We start from the raw sequence: 20916 nt of genomic DNA on the forward strand, positions 1-20916 counted from the left end.
GAATACACTGGAAAAGTAAAGCCCAAGAGGCAATATGAGCTTTTTTGCTTGTATTGCCTTTTTATTTTGGATCAATTTATGTAATTCGGAACGGGGGTGATGTAATTTGCGGATAAGGAAAGCCGTTATTCCGGCCGCTGGCCTCGGCACAAGGTTTTTGCCCGCCACCAAGGCCCAGCCCAAAGAGATGCTGCCCATCGTGGATAAGCCGACCATCCAGTACATTGTCGAGGAAGCCATCCAGTCGGGCATAGAGGACATCATTATTGTTACCGGGCGCGGCAAAACGGCCATCGAGGACCACTTTGACAGGTCGTATGAACTGGAGGCGGCGTTAAACGCCAAGGGCAAGCGGGAGCTGCTCAACCAGGTCGAGTACATCTCCAATATGGCCTCGGTGTATTACGTGCGGCAAAAGGAGGCCAAAGGGCTGGGCCATGCGGTGTGGAGCGCCCGCAAGTTTATCGGCGACGAGCCTTTCGCCGTGCTCCTGGGAGATGACGTGGTCATTTCCGAGAAGCCGTGTTTGAAACAGATGATGGAGGTCTTTGAAGAATACCGGACTCCCGTTATCGGGATCCGTGAAGTAGACAGGTTTGACGTATCCAAGTACGGCGTCATTAAAAGCAGCGGCCAGATTAAAAAGGGCCTGCACAGTATCGTCAATATGGTGGAAAAGCCTTACCCGGAGGCGGCACCTTCAAACCTGGCCATAATGGGAAGATACATTCTCACTCCCGAAATAATACCGATCCTTGATACCCTTCCTCCCGGTTCCGGCGGGGAAATCCAGCTTACCGACGCGATCAGGGAACTCAATAAAACACAAAAGGTGTTGGGCTACGAGTTTGAAGGCATTCGTTACGATGTCGGCGATAAAGTCGGTTTAATCAAAGCCACGGTGGAATTTGCCCTGCGCAGGGACGACTTGAAAAAAGAAGTTGAAAAATACCTGGTGGATCTCGTGTATTCGCAGCTTGGATTCCGCAGTCCCGGTACGGTTGTCCTGCATAAAGTAATATGACTGCCCGGCGGATGTGATAATAAATTAAGGAGGATGATTCTAATGTCGGTTCGTGCAAAAAAAGGTTACTGGAGAAAGGCTTCGGTGATGTGCTTGATCATGCTTGCTTTTACCCTTTGTTCTTTTGATGCCGCCCTGGCCGGCCCTTACGGCGGCGGTTCCACGCCGCCGTCGCAAGAGACGCCGCCGGCCACCCCCATCACGGAAAACGTGAAAACCGACGATGACAGGGCCCTGGACCAGGCATTAAGGCAAACCGGCAAGGCTGTTTTGTCCTTGGGCGGTGCCGCTGCTGCCCGATTCAGCCCTGCGGTCGCAAATTCCCTGGCGCAGGCCAAAGAACCGCTAACCCTGGAAAAACCGGGGGTGAGTGTCCAGTTTTCCCCGCAGGCTCTCCAGGCTCCGGAGATCACAGGAGTGGTACAAAAGGAAAACGCCGTAATCGAAATCGGTGTTGAGGTGGTGTCCACGGCCGAAGCAAACAGCATCCTGGCCGGCGCTCCCCTGGGCCAGAGCACCGGGCTCTTCTCCGTTGGCGGGATCATGGTCGACCTCAGCGCCCAGGTAAAGACAGGAACCGCAACTGTTGGCATAGACGGTTTTCCTGAACCCGTGGCGGTGACCGTAGACCTTTCCAGTCTCGGCACTCTTACCCAGGAAGAGATCAACCAGCTCACCGGCGTGCGTTTGGAGAAAGACGCCGCCGGCAACATCGTTGCGGTCTCCCTCGGCGGCACCTATGACCCGGTAAAGAAGACTTTTACCTTCTATACCGACAGGTTCAGCTATTATACCGTGATGAAGAACACAAAGCTGGTAAAGATCGTCTTAACCCTCAACAATTCCACCGCTGTGCTGAACGGCAATACAAAAACCCTTGATTCGCCGGCCACCCTGGTCAATAACCGCACGATGGTCCCCTTGAGGTTTGTGGCAGAAAGCCTCGGCGTTAAGGTGGACTGGATCGGGGCCACCAGGACCGTAAAGATGAAGCTGGACGGCAAAGAACTCAGCCTGGTGATCGATCAAACCATACCTGGGCTTGACGTTCCCGCCAAGATCATCAACAGCCGGACCATGGTTCCCCTGCGCTATGTCTCCGAGTCGTTCGGCGCCAGCGTGAAATGGTTCCCGTCCACTTACAGGGTGGAAGTAGTGAGATAAATGTTTCGGCTTAAGGCCTTGGCTTATTGGGCGACAGGGGCCGGACTGGCTGCGGCGCCCTTGCTGAAAGGGCTCTTTTACCCGGAAGAACTGGTTTTAGCGCAGGTCTATTTGGGCGTCGCCTGGCTGTTGTATGCAATCTCCCGCCTTTCCGACAAGCGGGTTGAGCTTAAATTCGGCTCCATCGACTGCGCGGTCCTTGCTTATTTGCTGGCCAATGTTTTAACCCTCTTTGTCGCAGTCCATCTCCACGAGGCTGTTTTGGGGGTATACCGTGCAATAGATTATATACTGATTTTTTTCCTGGTGTCCAGCCTTACCAGGGAAGCGAAAGAGCGAGAAAAGTTTACCCGGTTCATTTTCTTCAGCACCGTGCTTGTTTCGGTAATAGGCATCCTGGCGGCCATGGAGATGGTAAGCTTTCCTGAGGCCTATGCCGGCAAACGAATCATGTCCACCTTCCAGTATCCCAATGCCCTGGCTATTTACTCGGCAGTGGGCATCATCACGGGATTAGGCTTTCTAATGACCAGCAGCGCCGCATATGCAAAAATACTGGTTGGTACAGGGATTTACCTTGATTTTATCGCCCTGCTGGGAAGCCTTTCCCGCGGGACCTGGCTTGTCCTGGGCCTGGTATTCCTTGTATACCTGCTGGGAAGCGGCAAGCGCTTTTTTTGGCCCAGCCTCTACCAGATCATGGTTATTACCCTCATCGGATGTATAAGCAGCAAGGGATTTCTCGGCGGGGTATACCGGCAGAATTACACGAACGCCTTGGAATGGCTGGTTCTGGGAGGAGCGTTTATTGCTGCAGGGCTGGCGGCGATTCATGTTTTGCCGGCCGTCGCCCGGCGCAAGCGGTTCCTGCGCAGACATAAAAAAGTGCTGCTTTGGGCCTTCACCCTGGAGATTCTTTGCTGCATATTATTCTATTTTTCCTATGCTTCCCAGGTCCTGCCAACCCCCGCCAGCCAGCTTTTGGACACGGAGGTGATCCAGAGGTTCGGCACAATAGGCGGGGAAGACGGCAGCTACATGGACCGGATGGACTATAACCGGGTTGCCCTGCAGATAGTCGGGGATCATCCCGTGCTGGGAACAGGGGCGGGGGGGTGGAACGCCCTTTACCACCTGTACCAGGACAGACTGTACTGGTCCAGCGAGGTTCACAACCACTATTTTCAGACCTGGGTGGAGTCAGGGACCGTCGGGCTTGCTGCCTACCTGGCCGTGTGGCTCTCGCTGCTGTGGCGCATTATCAGATTTTTGCTGCGCCCAAAAGGGGACTCGCGCTGGCCTTACACCTGGGCTGTCCTCCTGGCCTTTCTGGCGCTCCTGGTCCACAGCGGGATAGACATGGAACTTTCCATGCCGGCCGTGGCCCTGGTCTTCTGGTCGCTGGCGGCGGTGGTCAAGAGCGAGGTCAACGGGCACGGCCGCCGCAGGAGAAAAACCCTGGCCGTGCCTAAGCCGGGTTATATCGCCGGGTGCTTGCTGGTAGGGGTGATATTAATTATCCTCCCGGTCCGGGAATACCGGGCGATTTTGCTCGGCAAAGCGGGAGCGGAAGAAAAACGGCTCGGTTACTATCCACGGGCCATCGATAAATTCGAACAGGCCTATCGTCTTTCGCCCCTGTCCCCTGACCTGGCTGCGGCGCTGGCCGAGCTTTATGCTCGCCGCTACAAGTCGCTGCCGCTGGATGTGTATAAACAGCGGGTTTACTATTACGCCAACAGGGCTGTGGAATTGGCCCCCTATAATATCAAAACCAGGTGGTCGCTGGATGCGGCTTACGGTCTTGTGGGCGACGAAGAGGCCCTGTTAAAAGAAAGAGAGCGCCTGGCGGGGCTTTTGCCGAAAGATCCTTACACCCTTGGAACGCTGGCCAAAACATATTTCGAGCAAGGCATGGCCTTCCTGGAAAGAGGGAACTCCGCCGGCGCCAGGTTGTATTTCAGCCGCTGCGTGAGCTTGACCCCAAAAATAGAGGAGAACTATCTCATGTCTGAAAAACGCCCCAACATGAGGCCATCAGCGCAGGTTTATCTCCTGTCGGGGCAGGCTTCGCTCCTTTTGGCGGACAAAGAAGCGGCGGTGGAAGCGCTTTCCAAGGCGCTCCACCACAAAGACACCAAGAACCAGGCCGGCTCACTGCTGGCTCTTGCCTACGAAGACGTGGACCCTGCAAACTGCGCCAAATTCTATAATCAGTACGTTAAAAACAACCAGGAAAACAGGCCTTTTTTTGAAAAAAACCGCAGCCTGCTAAATCTCGTAAACGGAGGGAAAACATGAACGCAGAAACGGACAGCCGGCATGTTCAACAGGAAATAGATGTCCGGCAGGTGTTAACTGTCCTGGACAGGAGGAAATGGTTTATCGTCATTTTTACCCTTTCCGCCTTGATGACGGCGGCCGTACTTTCATTTTTCATACTTCCCCCGGTTTACGAGGCCCAGACCACCCTTCTTGTGGTGCAGGGCGATGAAAAGAAGGCTGTCCGGACAGAGTCCAATGATCTGGAATCCATGATCAGCGCGATTTCCCGCTTGCCGGAAATGACCATCAAGACCTATGTGGAGCAAATAAAGGACCCCGTTCTCCTGAGCGAGGTCATCGCCAGGCTGGATATGGCCAAGGACGGCTACACCGTGGAAAGTTTAAGCAACATCATCAGGGTCACGGCGATTAAGGACACGAATTTAATCGAAGTCAAGGTGCGGAACACCGACCCGAAACTGGCGGTCGCCATCGGCAGCGTTTTAACCGAGCTCTTCCTGGAATCCATCTCCAGGAACACCCAGCAGCAGTTGACCAAGTCCGTCGCTTTCCTCCAGGAACAGTTTGCGGTCGTGAAAAAAGACCTGGAAGCAGAACGGGCAAAGTTGAAGGACCTGGAAGCGAGGCCGCGCAGCATAGCTTTTTTGGAGCAGGAGAGATCCAGCACCGGCAATGATTTGAATAAATTCAGGAGCCTGTACCTGGGCAGCCAGGTTGCTTACCAGCAGATCCAGGCGGGCTTGAAGGAACTGGAAAAGAGGCTGAAGGAGATCCCGCCTGAGGAGCAAAACCAGAATAATCCGCTTTATGTCTCGCTTAAAGAGCAGGTGGCCGGCAAGAACATTGCCTTGACCGAGGAGCGGGCGCAGATGGAGGCCCTCTCCAGCAAGATGAAAGAGCTGCAGGCCCAGCTCGACAGGCTCCAGGTCGAATTAACGGAAAAGAAAAACGAGACTGAACTGGTGCGAAGAAAAGTCGAAGAGCTGGAAAAAACTTACGCGCTGCTGTCCGAAAAGATAACGCAGACGCAGATAACCAAGTCCATTAATCTTGGAGAAACGAACATTCAAGTTGTTTCACCCTCAACAATTAAAGTCGATCCCGTTAAGCCCAACAAAAAGTTGAACCTGGCGCTGGCCGGCGTTCTTGGGCTCATGATGTCCGTGGTTTTCGCCTTTGTCTTGGAGCTGCTCGACAACAAAATCCACACCGGCGAAGACGCGGAGAGGCACCTGGAACTGCCCGTGCTGGGCATGATCCCCAGGTTTAGGGAAAACGGCAAAGACAATAATCGCGCAGGAAAGGATACGGCCTATGCACAGGGAAGCGCAACCAGCGCAAAATAATGTTTTAATCGCCCACCATTATCCCAAATCTTTGGAAGCGGAAGCCTTTAAGGTCTTGCGGACCAACCTCCAGTTTATAGGCATGGATAAGCCAATAAGGTCCATCGCTTTCACCAGCGCCGGGCCGGACGAGGGGAAGTCGACCGTGCTTGCCAACCTGGCGGTGACTCTGGCTCAAACAGGCAAAAGGGTCCTAGTGGTAGATGCCGACCTCAGGCTCCCGGTCCAGCACAAGATCTTTACCCGGCTCAATGCTGTCGGTTTAACCAATGTTCTGGTGGAAAACGCTGACCTGGAGGAGTGTGTTAGAAAAACAAACAGCGAAGACGTGTACCTCCTTTCCGCCGGCCCCATTCCTCCCAACCCGGCAGAGCTGCTGGATTCCGAAAGGATGAACTGCCTTGTAAAGAAGCTTGCGGAAAGGTTTGATTGCGTTCTTGTCGACGCGCCGCCGGTTTTGGCGGTTACGGACGCCGTGCTTCTTTCGCGCAAGGTGGACGGTGTTATCCTGGTGGCCGTCGCCGGCAGGACAAGGATAGACCGGGCCAAAGAGGCCAAGGAGCACCTGGTTCGCGCCGGCGCGAGGATCCTGGGAGTTGTCCTCAACAGCGTGGAAAGGTCCAAGGACGACCAGTATTACTATTATTACTACGGAGAGCGCAAGTGATCTGGGGAGATACCGACTGGCACTGCCATATCCTGCCGGGGGTGGATGATGGCCCCCGGAGCCTGGATGAATCTTTGGGCATGGCCAGGGCCGCCGCGCAGCTGGGATTCACGAAGATTGTAGCCACGCCGCACTTTGAGGCGGGGGTATATGAAAACTGCCGCGAGACCGTTTTGATGGGAGTGAAATCCCTGAACGATGCCCTGCGAGATGTCGGGATTCCTGTCGAGGTGCATCCCGGCTCGGAGATAATGCTCAGCCCCGATATAGCGGTGCTTCTCAGGGAAGGCCGGCTCATGACGGTCATGGACAGGGGAATCCATGTGCTGGTCGAGTTGCCCCTGTCGCAATGCCCGCTGTGGGCGGAGCATGTCCTGGCGGAGATAAAGGAACAGGGGCTGGTCCCGGTGCTGGCTCACCCGGAAAGGTACGGCTGGATGAACGAGGATAAGCTGGCCGCGCTTTATAAACAAGGGATTCACTTTCAGTTCAATGCCGGTAGTTTAGTGGGCAAGTATGGAAACCGGGCCGCGGCATTTACCAAAACATTTAAGGAAAAAGGATACGTGGTTCAGTGGGGCAGCGACGCCCATTCGGAAATCGGGTATGAGGTATTAAAAATGGCATATCGTTATGAGCCTTTATGAAGGCATATGTTAGGAAGGTGTTAATGTGTCTGTTCTAACCAAACGGGAAAATGAATTCTTTGAACATAGAGTATTAGAAGCCCAAATGGTAATAGGAACGAGTAAGTTTACTAACAGCAGTTTTTCTGTTATAGTTGGCACTTTGGTTATAGCGATGAATGACCTTTTTGTTCTTTATGCTGCATTAATGGCTGCTTATTCCATCTGCGTTAATATACTGCCCCATTTTTTACGAGTGGAAAGCAAAGCGGGATTAACATTGATGCAGAACTTGTGGTGGATACCGTTACTCTGCATGGTTGTCATGGCCTATGAAGGATTGTACTATAAACGCTGTTCATACTGGCATGAAGTGAAACTGATTGTAAAAGCTGTTACTCTGGCGATGTTTCTAACAATGATATTCCTGTTTATCTTCAACGGCGGCGGTAATGCAGCCAAACTTATAATTCTACTCACTTACTTTTTTGTTATGATTTTTCAGCCGCTGGGCAGATACTTTATTAAAAACTGTTTGAATAAAGCGGGTTTTTGGGTTAAGCCGGTACTAGCGCTGGGAAATGAAAAAACAATTATGATCCTGGCAAGAGGGTTCGCGCGGGAGAAAACCATGGGTTACAGGCTTGTCGGCAGCTTGCTCGAACATGCCGGAAGTAAGGAATCCCCAGCATATAATGGATCATTCATACCGGTTTTAGGAACGTTCACCGATGTGGAAGTTGTACTGGAAAAGAGCGGGGTGCGCGATGTGGTCGTTGCCGTTCCGGGCATGAGCAGTGAAGCGCTGGTTAAGCTGATAAACCGGCTGCGGCAAATACCGGCAAGCGTTCTCCTGGTTCCCGATCTCTTTGGAGTGCCCATGCCTGACACTGAAATCAGCTGCCTTTTTGATGAAAAAACATTGTTTTTATCTATGAAAAACAATCTTGCTTCCAGATGGAACCGGGTGTTAAAAAGAACGTTTGATCTGTTGGTAGGCAGTATTGTTTTGGTTTTGGCTGCCCCGGCAATGCTGCTTATTGCTGCGGCTATAAAACTTGACTCGCCGGGAAAAGTTTTCTTTAACCATGATCGTATCGGTAAGGGCGGCAAAATGTTTAAGTGCATCAAATTCAGGACCATGGTTGAAAATTCTGGAGAAGTTCTGGAGAAGTTACTTGTTGAGAATCCTCAGGCCAGGCAGGAATGGGAAAAAGATTTCAAATTACGCAACGATCCAAGAATTACCATGACGGGTAGAATTTTGAGAAAGACCAGCTTGGATGAACTTCCGCAGATTCTGAACGTTATAGCTGGACAAATGAGCCTTGTCGGTCCTCGACCTATAATTGCCAAGGAGATAGAAAAATACGGTCAGTATTTTGAGGATTATATAACCGTTCCCCCCGGCGTAACCGGTTTATGGCAGGTGAGCGGCAGGAATGATGTGGATTATGGAGAGAGGGTCCTGCTGGATTCATGGTATGTAAAAAACTGGTCGCTGTGGCTTGATGTAACGATTTTAATAAGGACAGTTGGGGTTGTGCTGGGCAGGAGAGGCGCGTATTGATTTTACATAACGGGAGGAACGGCAGTTGGGCGAATCAAAGCAAGTGAAATCTGTGACTATCGTTATTCCTCATTATTTTCCCGAAACAAATGCGGCCGCGAAGAGAGCGCAGGCCCTGGCCCAGACATTTGTCCAACAAGGCTTTCGCACCTGCGTCATCACCCAGGCCCCCAATTACCCGCAAGGCAAAATATACAGCGGCTATGAAAAAAAAAGTGCCGCCTTGAGCTGGGAAGGCGGGGTAAAAGTCGTCAGGGTTAAACCCTGGATTGTATCAAAAGACAAACTTGTGCTGCGTTTGCTTGCGGAAATGGTTTTTATTTTCAGGGCGGCTGCCAGTTACATAAAAATGCGGACGGATTTGATTTACGCGTCGTCGCCCTACATGTTTAATGGTTTGGCTTTTTTGTTGCTGGCCCGGTTGATGCGAAAGCGTATTGTTTGGGAAGTCCGGGACCTGACTTGGCTTTATGTCCGGGCACTGAAAAAAGACAGGTTGGGTTTAGGCAGGATTCTGGAAAAGGCGATGGTTTTTACAGGTAAAAATGTTGACGCCATTATAACGACAACCGAGGGGCAGGCCGGTTACTTTATGGAAAAGTTAAACACACAGCGAATAAAATGTATCCCCAATGGAGTTAGCAGCGAACATTTTGAGATAATCCAACGAGCAAAGGGACAAAAACTTGGGAGATTTACCGTAGTGTATGCCGGGTTGATTGGGTTGCCCCAAGGCTTGAAAACTTTGCTTCAGGCAGCACATATTCTGCCGGACGTCGATTTTATAATTGCCGGCGACGGGGCGGAAAGGAATGCTCTGGAAAAACTGGCCGGAGAAAAAAAGTTACAAAACGTAAGGTTTACCGGTTACCTTAGCTTTGAGGAAGTAGCCGGCTACTACAAGTCGGCGAACGTCTTGTATGCCCAGTTGAGAAATGACCCTGTGTTTGGCAGGACGCAGCCCTCCAAAATATGGGAATACATGGCGGCGGGTAAAGCAGTAATTTACGGGGGAGAAGGTGTAGCTGCCGAGGCCGTAAGGAAGGCCAAGGCGGGTTTGGTCATCTCTCCGGAAGACCATGAACAATTAGCCGGTGCTATAAGGGAGCTGCAAATGGACGAGCGCCGCTGTTTAGAGTTCGGGATGAACGGTCAAAAGTACGTCCGGGAGAATCAGATCCGGGAGTTTATTATGAACGACCTTGCTCTATATGTAAAAGAAGTTATCGGTTGAACAGTGACCAGTTACGAGGGGGAAATTTTATGTATCAAGGTTTAAAAAACATTGAGATTTCTGTTGTTGGGCTGGGTTATATCGGAATTCCCACTGCAACGTTATTTGCCAATGCCGGGTTTAAAGTTTATGGATATGACATAAACAAAGAGATAATAGAATCATTAAACAGGGGAGTAATACACATTGTAGAACCGGATCTGGAGGAACTCTTTAAAAAAGCCCTGTTTTCAGGCAGGTTGGTGCCGACAGGCGAGCTGGTACCGGCAGACATTTATATTATTTGCGTTCCGACTCCGATTGATGAGAACAAAAGGGCAGATTTATCGCATGTGAAAAAAGCTGTGGAGATGATCCTGCCGATATTGAAAAACGGAAATATTATTATTTTGGAATCCACCGTACCTCCCGGAACTACGAAGTGGATAGAAAGAATAACACGCGATAAGGGGTTTGTACCCAACCGGGACATATTTATTGCTCATTGCCCGGAAAGGGTCTTGCCCGGGAAAATCGTTTATGAATTTGAGAATAATGACCGGATAATCGGTACTGACAGCATAGAAGCAGCCCATTTGTTAAAAGCGGTTTATTCCAAAGTGGTAAAAAACGGCAGCATATTGATAACAAAACCTGTAGTGGCCGAGCTTTGCAAACTGGTCGAGAACACATACAGGGATGTTAATATTGCCCTGGCCAACGAGTTATCGATTATTTGCGATGAACTGCAGGTTGATGTCAACGAGTTAATCGAACTGGCCAACAGACACCCGCGGGTGAAAATATTGTCCCCCGGCACCGGCGTCGGCGGTCATTGCTTGGCTGTCGATCCCTGGTTTATCGTGGAAAAAGCGCCCGGCAAGTCAAGACTTATTAGTACGGCGAGAAAAGTAAATGACAGCAAACCATACTGGCTGGCCAGAAAAATAATCCACTCAATAGAAAGCGAGCTTAAAGGGGTTAAACCTGTAATCGGAATACTTGGTTTAAGCTATAAACCGGACATTGACGATTTACGAGAAAGCCCTTCCTTAAAAATTGCGCGCGAGCTGCTGGGTAAGGGCTTTAAAGTGTGTGTGTCCGAACCGCACGTAAGAAATAAAGTGATTGAAGGGATGGTTAACCTCCCCGTTCACGAATTGATTGAAGTCTCTCAATACGTGGTGATTTCCGTTAACCACAGCGCATTCAGAACGGGTGATGTGCTTAAGACTATTGCCAAGAAAAAATATTTTGACTGCGTAGGTTTGATGGGACGTGAAAAAGATGTTTCCGGAAATTATCAAAACGATGAAAAGAGAGCTGCCGGCAAGGATTAAGGATAAAGCGTTTTCTATAACCAATTTATATGTTCTGAAATTTAAATACCTTCCGCCTGCGAATATTTGTGTTAATAATGTTGAATTTCGGCTTCCGAAAAAATTAGGCGAGGAGACAAAGGAATACCTTGCTTCAACGTTAGTAAAAGGTAATGCCTGCATTTTTGGTTATGAATCAGGTATAAAACTATATAAGCATATGGATTCGGGATACCAGAACCGGTACTGGTGGAAAATAGACATATCAAAACTGCAGGAAGACCCCAAGTATATTTGGGAAGTGAACAGGCACCAGTTTTTACCGGTATGGGCACTGGCTTTTCATTTTGAAGATTACGCTTTGCTGGCGGACATGAAATTCCGTGAGTATATTTCCAAATGGATGGCCGCGAATCCGCCGGAAAAAGGCCTGAATTGGTGCAGCAACCTTGAAATCGCTGTTCGAGCGATCTCCTGGGCGTTAAGCTACTGGATAAGAAAACCTGCCAAGGACGATTTTTGGGATGAATTTCTTAAGGTGTTGTATCACCACGGGGTTCATATTGAGCAACATTTGTTCTACAGCCGCGCCTGCATTCCGAACAATCATTTGCTGGGTGAAGTGTCAGCCCTTACCATACTGGGAATACTTTTTAATAAAGCGGAATGGATAGATTACCGGCATGATTTGGAAATGTTAATATCTAAACAATTTTATGACGACGGGGTTAATTTTGAACAGTCCATCAATTACCACAAATTCTCTTTGCAGTTTATTATTTTAGTAAACATTTTATTGAAAAAGATCGGCGTTTCGTTTAAGGAATCTTCGCAAAGAGTAATCGAGAGGGCAGGAGAGTTTATTCAGTGGACTAAAAAACCGAACGGCAGCTGGCCCAATATTGGGGATAACGACAACGGCATGGTTTGCCGGTTGCCTGGCAAAAGGGATGCGCATTCGGATGACGGGGGAATTCATGTATTAAGAAGCGCTCCTAAACTTGAACTGCCGGACAGCCAACCTTACGACCCTAAAGGAACCTGCAAGGCGTTTCCCCAAGGGGGTTATTATATTAAACGAACAGGTTGGGGGGCCGACGACAGCTTTTTATTGATCAAGTGCGGCCCGCATCTCTACCATGCTCATGCTGATTTATTGCACCTTGAATACAGTTTTAAGGGAGAAGATGTTTTTGTTGATTCAGGCACTTTTCAGTACAATAACGTTCGCGCGTTAAGGCGGTATTTCCGGGGAACATTTGCCCATAACACCGTGGCCATACCCAAACATGACCAGAGCAGGCAGTACAAGATATTTAGATGGCTGCAAAAAGCCGCTATCCTTTCAATAAAACATGATGAGTCTTTAAATCGTTTTGAAGCGTTAATCGAATACGGCACTTGCAAAGTCTTACATAAGCGCATAATGAAAACAAATGATTCTTTGGACAACATTCAACTCATAGATGAGATTCACGGTAGCAGTAAAGCTTATTTATTACTGCATATTGAACCGGGTAATAGAATTGAATTGTTTGGGAATTCAGCCCAGGTGATTACAACGAAAGGAAACGAGATACAAGTAGAATTCTTCACGAAGGACCAGATAACGGTATGCACGGCGGAACTGCCGTATTCGACAAATTACGGTGTCTTAAAAAAACACCAGGCAATAATTGTTTCTATCCGCGGTGCTGCCAACAGCCTGAAAATACAAACCCGGGTTCGGGCTTTTGAAAACAATCAATAAACAGATGGGGAGATAAGCAAGTGAAGGTTTTTTTTCCACTAGAAAATCGTGGTGTTATAGGGGGCGGGGTGAAGGCCGCCTGGAGACTGGCAGATAAACTGACGAAAGATTACGGGGTTGAGGTGGGCATGTTAGGCCCATCATGCAGTGAAAGTTATTCCGGGTTTATTAACTACCGGTATGATGCCGGCAGCGCGTTCAGTTTGAATTATTATCTAAGCTTGATAAGGTGTTTGCAAGAATTCAGGCCCGACGTCGTTCATTGCATGGGACTGTACACAGCATTGCTGGTTTTGTCGGCAAAGAGCGCCTTTGACTATAAAGTAACGGTTACCGTTCACCATACCCGAAAAGAATTAAGAGGAGGCATTATCGCCAGGCTGTTCGGCAAATTAATAGCCCAAGGAATAGACCATGTCAATTTTTTAACTGAGTTTCAGGCGGAACACTATAAACAGGTGCATGGGTTCAAGCCCCGCAAGTATTCAATTATCCCCAACATTGTCGAAGCGAAAAAACCGGACCAAGAAACTGTCCAAATATTAAGAGAGAACTTATTAAAAACAATGCGCAGCGATTATATCCTGTGTTTTGCCGGCAGGTTGATCCCTTCAAAGCAGGTAGATGTTTTCATCAAAACTGTTGAAATATTATTGAGTGAGGGAATAAACTGCCTGGGATTAATTATAGGGAGTGGACCGGAGGATTATGTCAATTATCTTCGCGAGGAGTCTTCAAAAATAAAGGACAAGGTGGTTTTTACCGGGTTTATTTACGATCCGGAAAAATACTTGGCGGCCAGCGATTGTTTCCTGTTTCCCACTATGCACCCGGAAGCCTTGCCCAATGTTATAGTTGAGTGCTTTCTTAATTCTGTCCCGGTCGTGGCATCGCCCATAAAACAGCTGGAGGGGCTTGTCGTGCACAGGGTTAACGGGCTTGTGGCCAAGGAACATGATGCCGCCGAGTATGCCCGCCTGGTGAAGTCAATATTATTAGACCGGCAGCTGAAAAAAACGGTTTCTGAAAGCGGGTACGCGTCTTATCTGAATAAGCTGGAATCCAGCAAGGTAAGTAAAGAATATTATGATATATACAATTCTCTGGTTGGGGGTTGAGGCATGAAAAAGTTGTTGCTGGTTTACGGCCATGGGCCGGATAACGGGGGAGATATGGCCCTAAACTACGGAGCGATAGATGTTCTAAACGATGCCGGCGAATTTGAGATTGAGGTTGTAAGCCGTTTCGATATTACTCATCCCGCTTTCTACAAAACAAAAGAAATGCTTGAGGGAAGATACGACAATGTTAGATTAATTCCCTATCCGGTTGGCTATGACCGGCACAGGCAGTCTTCGCTTCAGAGGTTGAGGTCTTATACCCAAGGCGCCCGGCTTTATTTGCCTCATATTTTGTACCCGGCAAGCCAGGAAAACTTAATTAGTTGTGTTGACCGTGCCGATTTAATTGTTTTCAACGGCGGGAATCTTTTATTTTCTCGTGGGTTAAAGGAAGATATCAGGCTTTTGGGAATATGTTATCCTCTCTTTTTAGCTAAAAAAATGGGCAAGCCGTATATATTGTTTCCTCAATCCATGCCGCCCACCACCTCTTATTTTGGCCAAAAAGTGCTAAAGGGTCTGCTGGCCGGTTCGTCTCATATATGGCTCAGAGATTTCATCTCCGGGGAAAATCTACGCGGGAAGTTCCCTGAACTGAGATTGGAAAACAATTTGGATTTAGCTTTCTATATCAATAAGTATGATGATGAAAAAGCCGGCTCAATAATGGATACAATACAATGTACAACAAAATTTGTCGCAGTTATATTAAGGGCCAGCACATTAGGAGACGCCGCTCTTTTAAATAATAATGAAATTCAAGGACTCATCAGGTTTATAAATGAGCTGACCGGATGCTTGCTTGAACGCAATCTCAAAGTTGTTTTCGTCGTTCAGACAAAAATGGACGAAAAAATTACTGTTGATTATATAAGCCAATTAAATTGTCAACAAGTTAAGCTGGTTAAGGAATTTGATCCGCTTGTCTTGCGCGCAATTTATAGCAAAGCCGAATTCGTGGTATCTTTTCGGCTGCATGCCTGCATACTGGCCCTGTCGGCTGGCACGAAAGCCGTTGCTTTGTATAGAGAGATGTGGGGACCTAAAATGCCTGGCATTTACCAGTCGCTGGGTATACCCGGCGTATGTTTAAATTACGAAAAGTCCAGGGCTTCGGATGTGCTGTCGGCCGTTGACTGCAATCATGATTCCCTAAGGATTATAGATGAAAGAATTAATGAAAACAGGAAAAATCTATTAAGTTCGTTGAGAAAAATATTAACAGCGTAAAGGTGTTGCCATGGAAAGAACAGGAAGGTCCTTGATCAGCATACCTGTAATTCTTTTACTGATCGTATTATTTACATATCACTGGAGTAATTTGGCGAACGGCGCGGATGATAAAGCGAGGAACGCTGTTTTTGTTGCGGCGTTGTTTGTTCTTATCGGTCATATGTTCAATAAACTGATTCCATTAAAGGAAATCTATTCCGAAAAGCGGTTTAGTCATGAGAAGCTGGTGTTATTCGGGGTCGTTTTCATGCTTGCCGGAACGGCAGCTCATCTATACTTTTATTCGGAAAACCTGGGCCAGATTATGCAGTACCGGGACAATTATTTATTAACCCGGGGCAAGGGTTATTTGGTTGTCTTTTTTGACTGGCTGCCTCTGGGAATTCTTATGTGTATGCAGGCCAATCAAGGGATGAAGAAAAAAAGCCTGGCCCTGGTTTGCTTTATTTCCATCATGGTTTATACCGCCTTTTATTTATTTGTGTTAATGAAGCGCAAACAATTGCTGCTGTTATTCATTGGAATACTTATTATCAAATACGAACATATAAAAAATAAAAAGCTCATAATGTTTGTTTTGGCTTCCGCAGCGTACGCGTTTTTAATGATTTTTGGACAGGTGAGAGGTTTCTATGATGCCCATGGTTTGCTGGAAACCTTTGAGTACATCGGCACGAGCTATAATTCCCAATGGATTATGCTGGACAGTTTTGAGGGCAGGTATACGTCAATGATCCTTAGTGACATAATTTCATATACGGACCAAAACGGCATACAACCCTGGATAATACTGGCCGATTTCATGGTGGTTATACCCAGGGCCCTTTGGCCATCAAAGCTGATGACCTTATCGGAGTGGTACTCGTATACTTTTCACCCAAGTTTGTATGAACGGGGAGGCGCTTACGCCAGTTCTTTAATTGCTGAAGCGTATTTTGCATTATCCTGGGTCGGCATTGTTCTGGTTTTTTTTGTGGTCGGTTTTTTATGCTCAAAAGCCGACATGGTTAAAGCCGCGGGGTACAATGTTGCTTACAGCGTGGTTATTTATATGATATTTCTAATGCCAAGGTTAGGCGGCAGTTCATTGATAATATATGCTGTCTTTTTACTGTTCCCGTCCTGGCTGACTTACAGGTTTTCCAGAGAATACAGTGAAAAACTTCAAAAAGAAGCGACAGCCGTTTGCAAAAATAGATGCACAGGAGTTCAGGGACATGAATTATGAAAGGGCTGGCAATGTTGGAAAAGCTGCTTTTATGATTGCGGCTGTTACTGTAATTTCAAAAATTTTAGGTTTTGTCAGAGAGGTGGTTATAGCTCAAAAATTTGGAGCGACAGGGGTTACCGACGCCTTTCTGGTAGTCTTCAATATTCCGTACTTATTGTACGGCGTTTTTAATACTGCCCTGGTGGTGGTTGTTGTACCGATCTACCTGGAGTATTTGTTTACAGGGCGAAAAAGGGAAGCAACTCGACTGTTGAGCGCAGTTTTGTTAATAGCGACAACAGGCCTGGTTATTCTGGTGTATTTCGCGCTGCTGTATGCGGATATAATTATCGGCGTATTCGCTCCCGGCTTCAACCAGGAAACAGCTCGGCTCGCCTCAAATTTAACCTTGATAATATTTCCGTCCATTATTTTTTTCGCGCTCAGCAGCTTTTTCATGGGAATTCTAAATTCTCACAATGTGTTTGGGCCGCCGTCCCTGGTGCCGGTTGTTTTAAATGTGTTTATCATTGTTTCCGCTTATACCATAGCCCTTGATTACGGAATATACGGGCTGGCGCTAGGAGTTTTGCTGGGAGCTTCGGCGGCGGCTTTAATGTTATTATTATCGTTAAAAAAGGCGAAGTTTAAATTTTCACTGCCTGGTTTTAGCGATCCATCACTATGGAAGGTTTTTGGTCTCATGCTGCCGGTTTTTTTCAGCGGCGGCGCGGCGCAGTTAAATACCCTGATTATTTTCTTCTTTGGTTCGATCCTGCCTGAGGGGTCCATATCGGCTATTAACTATGCGAAAAAATTGACGCTTCTTCCTGAAGGCATATTTGTTATGGCCATAGGCACGGCGCTTTTCCCGTCTCTCAGCAGAGCGGCGGTTGTTAAACAGCTGCGCCGGTTTGCGGAAAAGCTTAACAAGGGCATTAAGACGGTTATTTTTATAACAGCGCCGGCCGCCGTCGGTTTGATGGTGCTCCGCTATCCGATCGTTGAACTCCTTTATAAGCGGGGAGCTTTTGGCGATAAGGCGGTGGAAATGACTTCAGGGGCGCTGCTTTTTCTTTCTTTGGGGTTGGTAGGACAGTGCTTGGTGCCGGTATTGAGCAGAGGTTATTATGCTTTACAGGATACAATGACCCCGGTTAAGGTCACTGTCCTGGCGGTTGGTGTAAACATAGCGCTGTCTGCAATTTTTGTGGGTATGGGCAAGCATCTCGGGTTAGCGCTGGCGAATGCGGCGGCATGTATTGTCAATGCTCTTTTCCTGGGGATTTTTTTAACCAGGAGGGTCAAAGGACTTAACCGCGGGTTGACCGGTTTAATCATTAAAGTCATTTTCGCTTCTATGGCCATGGGACTGTGCGTAAAAAGGCTAGATTCGGCTTTGTACCTGTATGATGTGAACAAATTTATTCTGGCAATAAGACTGGGAATAGATGTCTTGGCAGGTATTACCGTTTATTTTATTGCAGGGTTTCTCTTGAAAATAGATGTATTGTATTATCTCTTGGGCTATGTCCAGGAGTTGTTTAAGAAAAAAGCAGCCAGCAATTTGACGTAAAAAAGGAATATCCAGAATATGAGAATGAAGTGGGGTGTTTGAATTGTCTGTTCTGGTCACCGGCGGAGCGGGGTATATCGGTTCCCACACAGTGAAGCTGCTGGTTAACAAGGGTTACGATGTTGTCGTGTACGACAGCTTGGAAAAGGGGCATCGTGATGCGGTGGGTAATGTTCCCCTGGTTGTAGGCAATGTCCTGGATACGGATTTGCTTCAAAAGACCATTCGCGATTACGGCGTGACGAGCGTTGTCCATTTTGCCGCTTACAGCCTGGTGGGCGAGTCCATGAAAGAACCGCGGAAATATTATTACAACAATGTCGACGGCACCGCCAGGCTTCTAAATACCATGTTGAATAACCAAGTGAAGAAAATAGTCTTCTCTTCCACGGCTGCCGTGTATGGAGAACCGGACGAAATCCCGATTTCCGAGGACAGCCCTAAAAGACCTACCAGTGTTTACGGAAAAACAAAACTAATAGTTGAAGAACTTTTGAGTTATTATCTTGATAAATATGGCGTGCAATATGTTTCCTTGCGCTACTTTAATGCCTGCGGCGCTGATGAGAGCGGCGAGCTTGGCGAAGACCACGACCCTGAAACACACCTTATTCCGCTGATCATGCAGACAGCCATGGGAAAAAGGCTGCGGCTTCAGGTTTTTGGCGATGATTACCCGACTCCTGACGGTACATGCATCAGGGATTACATTCATGTCAATGACCTGGCCTTGGCTCATGTCCTGGCTTTGGAAGCCTTGGAAGAGGGGAAGCCTTCTTCGGTTTATAATCTGGGCAACGGGAGAGGTTTTTCGGTAAAAGAGGTTATTGAGACTGCTGAAAAGGTTACGGGGGAGAAGATTAAATACGAAATAGACCCTCGCCGGGCCGGAGACCCGGCGGTGCTTGTGGCGAGTTCGGAAAAGATCAGGCGGGAACTGGGTTGGGAACCGTTGTATACAAGCCTGGAGGGAATAATCTATTCGGCATGGCGTTGGCATCAAAAACACCCTGAAGGTTTCGGTTAGAATTTATATTCTTTCAGGATAGATCTTGAGATTATAGAAGTGCAGATTGGAGAGTACCTTGAGGAAGACGACATTATAAGGTTTGCGGATGATTACGGCCGCGTGCACATGCATTGATTTTGTTCGCCTCCCGTCTTGTTTTCACCGGCGGGGGGTGTTGTTCTGTTTGCCTTTTGAGGGGCATAAAATGAATAGGAAACGGGGTGATCGCTTTTGGGGATCAAGAGATACGGCGGGCTGCTCCGGAACCAGCTGACCGGAGTTTTGGAACTGCCAAAAGACGTGGTCTATGACCTGCCCAAAATAACAATGGTTGGCGATGTCCAGCTGTATATAGAAAACCACCGGGGCATTATCGAGTACAATCCGGACTCTGTACGCGTTTCCGTGAGTCTTGGGGAAATTGAAATCAACGGCAAGGACCTGGTAATTCGTGTCATCACGCGGGACGAAATTCACCTGGACGGCACAGTGCGGGCAGTCAGATGCAAGCGGTAGGGGGAGGCGGTCATGCGCTGGCACGCGTTTTTTAACGGCTACCTGGAAGTTGCCCTCTGGGGTGAACATCCCGAGAGGGTTATCAATATGGCCATGAGCAGGGGACTGCAGCTCTGGGACATTTGCCGCGCGGGGGAAGGCCGCTACCTGCTCAAGGTGCGGCTGGGCGGCTTTAAGGCCATGCGCAGCATGGCGAGACGTTCGCGCTGCCGTTTGAAAATCGTGGGCAAAAGAGGGCTGCCCTTTTTTTTCATGAGGGTTAAAAGACGAAAAGTCCTGGCGGCGGGTTTTTTACTTTTTTGCGTTGGATTGTACATTCTGAGTTCTTTTGTCTGGTTTATTGAAATAACCGGGAATAAGAAGGTGAAAACAGAAAGGATAAGGCAGTCTATAACCAGCCGGGGCGTCAGGATCGGCATGCCGAAGTCGGTTTTTGACAGGGAGAAAATCAAGGACGGGCTGCTTGCCGATATACCGGAACTGGCCTGGGCAGGTATCCGGATCGAGGGAACCAGGGTCATTATCGAAGTGGCGGAAAAAACGCTCATACCGGGCGAAGATGAAAATAAGCCGGCCGATCTCGTCGCCCGCCGGGACGGGAAAATCGAAGAACTGCTCATACTGACGGGCACTTCCCTGGTCAAAGAAGGCGATGTTGTTAACAAAGGCCAGGTCCTGATCTTAGGGATTACCTACCCAAAGATTCAGGTTAATCAGGACGGCCGCGTCACCCCGGCCGGAGAGTCGCAAAAGGTGCGGGCACGCGGCCTGGTGAGGGCCCGCGTGCGGCACACCGCGGTGGGAGAATGCCCGGTGAGGGAAGAAAGGTACAGGGATACGGGAGCTGAGGTTACTGCCGTTAACTTAAGGTACAGGGGACGGGAAATCAAAATTAAAGGTCCCCGTGAGATACCGTTTGAACGCTACCGTATGATCAGGCGGGTGGAAACAATAGCGGCGGGCAGGATTCCCGGAGGACCTGTCGAATTAATAACTATCACCTATTTGGAACAAAAACACGAGGTCTGCGAGTGGGGAATTGAAGGTGCTTACCTGGAAGCGGTGAGAAGGGCCAGGAAGGGTGTTCTGGAAGAACTCCCTCCTGACTGCAGGATCATTTCAGAAACGCACGAGCCGGTTAATACCGGGGAAGCCGGCCTGGTGAGGGCCAGGTTAACCATGGAGACAATGGAAGACATTGGCGCATACCGGTGATTCGGCCAAAACGGCAAAACAATAAATGGTATGCGGGTCCTAAATAAGATATAATACTTGATATAATACTT

At 48.4% G+C, this 20916-nt stretch carries 18 protein-coding genes; all 18 read left to right on the forward strand.

Annotated elements, in window-relative coordinates; genetic code table 11:
• The first annotated feature begins 106 nt into the window (after positions 1-106).
• The 18 genes from galU (at position 107) to yqfD (ending at position 20845) form a co-directional block, all read left to right on the forward strand.
• The gene (gene galU, locus NUV48_04270; protein ID MCR4441353.1) at positions 107-1024 is read left to right on the forward strand and encodes a UTP--glucose-1-phosphate uridylyltransferase GalU; all 918 of its coding nucleotides are present in this window, start codon (positions 107-109) and stop codon (positions 1022-1024) included.
• 42 nt (positions 1025-1066) lie between these two features.
• Entirely contained in the window at positions 1067-2188 is a 1122-nt protein-coding gene (locus NUV48_04275; GenBank protein ID MCR4441354.1) for a copper amine oxidase N-terminal domain-containing protein, read from the forward strand.
• Positions 2189-4489 carry an O-antigen ligase family protein gene (locus tag NUV48_04280; GenBank protein MCR4441355.1) on the forward strand — a complete coding sequence of 767 codons (2301 nt, stop codon included), beginning with the start codon at positions 2189-2191 and terminating at the stop codon, positions 4487-4489. It abuts the gene before it with no gap.
• Entirely contained in the window at positions 4486-5820 is a 1335-nt protein-coding gene (locus tag NUV48_04285; GenBank protein MCR4441356.1) for a Wzz/FepE/Etk N-terminal domain-containing protein, read from the forward strand. Before NUV48_04280 ends, NUV48_04285 begins: the two co-directional genes overlap by 4 nt.
• Positions 5789-6487 carry a CpsD/CapB family tyrosine-protein kinase gene (locus tag NUV48_04290; GenBank protein ID MCR4441357.1) on the forward strand — a complete coding sequence of 233 codons (699 nt, stop codon included), beginning with the start codon at positions 5789-5791 and terminating at the stop codon, positions 6485-6487. Before NUV48_04285 ends, NUV48_04290 begins: the two co-directional genes overlap by 32 nt.
• Positions 6484-7134, forward strand: coding sequence for a hypothetical protein (locus NUV48_04295; GenBank protein ID MCR4441358.1), 651 nt, complete (start codon positions 6484-6486; stop codon positions 7132-7134). The genes NUV48_04290 and NUV48_04295 overlap by 4 nt, the downstream gene beginning before the upstream one ends.
• Positions 7135-7288: 154 nt before the next feature.
• Positions 7289-8683, forward strand: a complete 1395-nt coding sequence (wbaP, locus tag NUV48_04300; GenBank protein MCR4441359.1) for an undecaprenyl-phosphate galactose phosphotransferase WbaP — start codon at positions 7289-7291, stop codon at positions 8681-8683.
• Between the two features lie 25 nt (positions 8684-8708).
• Positions 8709-9917 (forward strand): glycosyltransferase family 4 protein, encoded by a 1209-nt coding sequence (locus tag NUV48_04305; protein ID MCR4441360.1) that lies wholly within the window; start codon positions 8709-8711, stop codon positions 9915-9917.
• Between the two features lie 29 nt (positions 9918-9946).
• Positions 9947-11236 (forward strand): nucleotide sugar dehydrogenase, encoded by a 1290-nt coding sequence (locus NUV48_04310; protein MCR4441361.1) that lies wholly within the window; start codon positions 9947-9949, stop codon positions 11234-11236.
• Positions 11208-12965, forward strand: coding sequence for a heparinase II/III family protein (locus NUV48_04315; protein ID MCR4441362.1), 1758 nt, complete (start codon positions 11208-11210; stop codon positions 12963-12965). The genes NUV48_04310 and NUV48_04315 overlap by 29 nt, the downstream gene beginning before the upstream one ends.
• A gap of 68 nt (positions 12966-13033) precedes the next feature.
• On the forward strand, positions 13034-14083 hold the full coding sequence (locus NUV48_04320) for a glycosyltransferase family 4 protein (protein ID MCR4441363.1): 1050 nt from the start codon (positions 13034-13036) through the stop codon (positions 14081-14083).
• A gap of 3 nt (positions 14084-14086) precedes the next feature.
• On the forward strand, positions 14087-15316 hold the full coding sequence (locus tag NUV48_04325; protein MCR4441364.1) for a polysaccharide pyruvyl transferase family protein: 1230 nt from the start codon (positions 14087-14089) through the stop codon (positions 15314-15316).
• 10 nt (positions 15317-15326) lie between these two features.
• On the forward strand, positions 15327-16547 hold the full coding sequence (locus NUV48_04330) for an O-antigen polysaccharide polymerase Wzy family protein (protein MCR4441365.1): 1221 nt from the start codon (positions 15327-15329) through the stop codon (positions 16545-16547).
• On the forward strand, positions 16537-18105 hold the full coding sequence (murJ, locus tag NUV48_04335) for a murein biosynthesis integral membrane protein MurJ (GenBank protein MCR4441366.1): 1569 nt from the start codon (positions 16537-16539) through the stop codon (positions 18103-18105). The genes NUV48_04330 and murJ overlap by 11 nt, the downstream gene beginning before the upstream one ends.
• Before the next feature lie 43 nt (positions 18106-18148).
• Positions 18149-19132, forward strand: a complete 984-nt coding sequence (gene galE, locus NUV48_04340; protein ID MCR4441367.1) for a UDP-glucose 4-epimerase GalE — start codon at positions 18149-18151, stop codon at positions 19130-19132.
• An 18-nt stretch (positions 19133-19150) separates the two neighbouring features.
• The gene (locus tag NUV48_04345; protein ID MCR4441368.1) at positions 19151-19249 is read left to right on the forward strand and encodes a hypothetical protein; all 99 of its coding nucleotides are present in this window, start codon (positions 19151-19153) and stop codon (positions 19247-19249) included.
• A 96-nt stretch (positions 19250-19345) separates the two neighbouring features.
• Positions 19346-19630: a sporulation protein YqfC gene (gene yqfC / locus NUV48_04350; GenBank protein MCR4441369.1), complete on the forward strand. Its 285-nt coding sequence runs from the start codon at positions 19346-19348 to the stop codon at positions 19628-19630.
• Between the two features lie 12 nt (positions 19631-19642).
• Positions 19643-20845: a sporulation protein YqfD gene (gene yqfD / locus NUV48_04355; GenBank protein MCR4441370.1), complete on the forward strand. Its 1203-nt coding sequence runs from the start codon at positions 19643-19645 to the stop codon at positions 20843-20845.
• The last annotated feature ends 71 nt before the right edge of the window (positions 20846-20916 follow it).

This window comes from Peptococcaceae bacterium (assembly GCA_024655825.1).
Classification (GTDB): Bacteria; Bacillota; Peptococcia; order DRI-13; family PHAD01; genus JANLFJ01.

What these genes read in the sequence shown, in the direction of transcription:
- NUV48_04275 (MCR4441354.1), top strand. Translation starts at nt 1,067, where the DNA reads ATGTCGGTTCGTGCAAAAAAAGGTTACTGGAGAAAGGCTTCGGTGATG.
- NUV48_04280 (MCR4441355.1), top strand. Translation starts at nt 2,189, where the DNA reads ATGTTTCGGCTTAAGGCCTTGGCTTATTGGGCGACAGGGGCCGGACTG.
- NUV48_04285 (MCR4441356.1), top strand. Translation starts at nt 4,486, where the DNA reads ATGAACGCAGAAACGGACAGCCGGCATGTTCAACAGGAAATAGATGTC.
- NUV48_04290 (MCR4441357.1), top strand. Translation starts at nt 5,789, where the DNA reads ATGCACAGGGAAGCGCAACCAGCGCAAAATAATGTTTTAATCGCCCAC.
- wbaP (MCR4441359.1), top strand. Translation starts at nt 7,289, where the DNA reads ATGAATGACCTTTTTGTTCTTTATGCTGCATTAATGGCTGCTTATTCC.
- NUV48_04310 (MCR4441361.1), top strand. Translation starts at nt 9,947, where the DNA reads ATGTATCAAGGTTTAAAAAACATTGAGATTTCTGTTGTTGGGCTGGGT.
- NUV48_04315 (MCR4441362.1), top strand. Translation starts at nt 11,208, where the DNA reads ATGAAAAGAGAGCTGCCGGCAAGGATTAAGGATAAAGCGTTTTCTATA.
- NUV48_04325 (MCR4441364.1), top strand. Translation starts at nt 14,087, where the DNA reads ATGAAAAAGTTGTTGCTGGTTTACGGCCATGGGCCGGATAACGGGGGA.
- NUV48_04330 (MCR4441365.1), top strand. Translation starts at nt 15,327, where the DNA reads ATGGAAAGAACAGGAAGGTCCTTGATCAGCATACCTGTAATTCTTTTA.
- murJ (MCR4441366.1), top strand. Translation starts at nt 16,537, where the DNA reads ATGAATTATGAAAGGGCTGGCAATGTTGGAAAAGCTGCTTTTATGATT.
- yqfD (MCR4441370.1), top strand. Translation starts at nt 19,643, where the DNA reads ATGCGCTGGCACGCGTTTTTTAACGGCTACCTGGAAGTTGCCCTCTGG.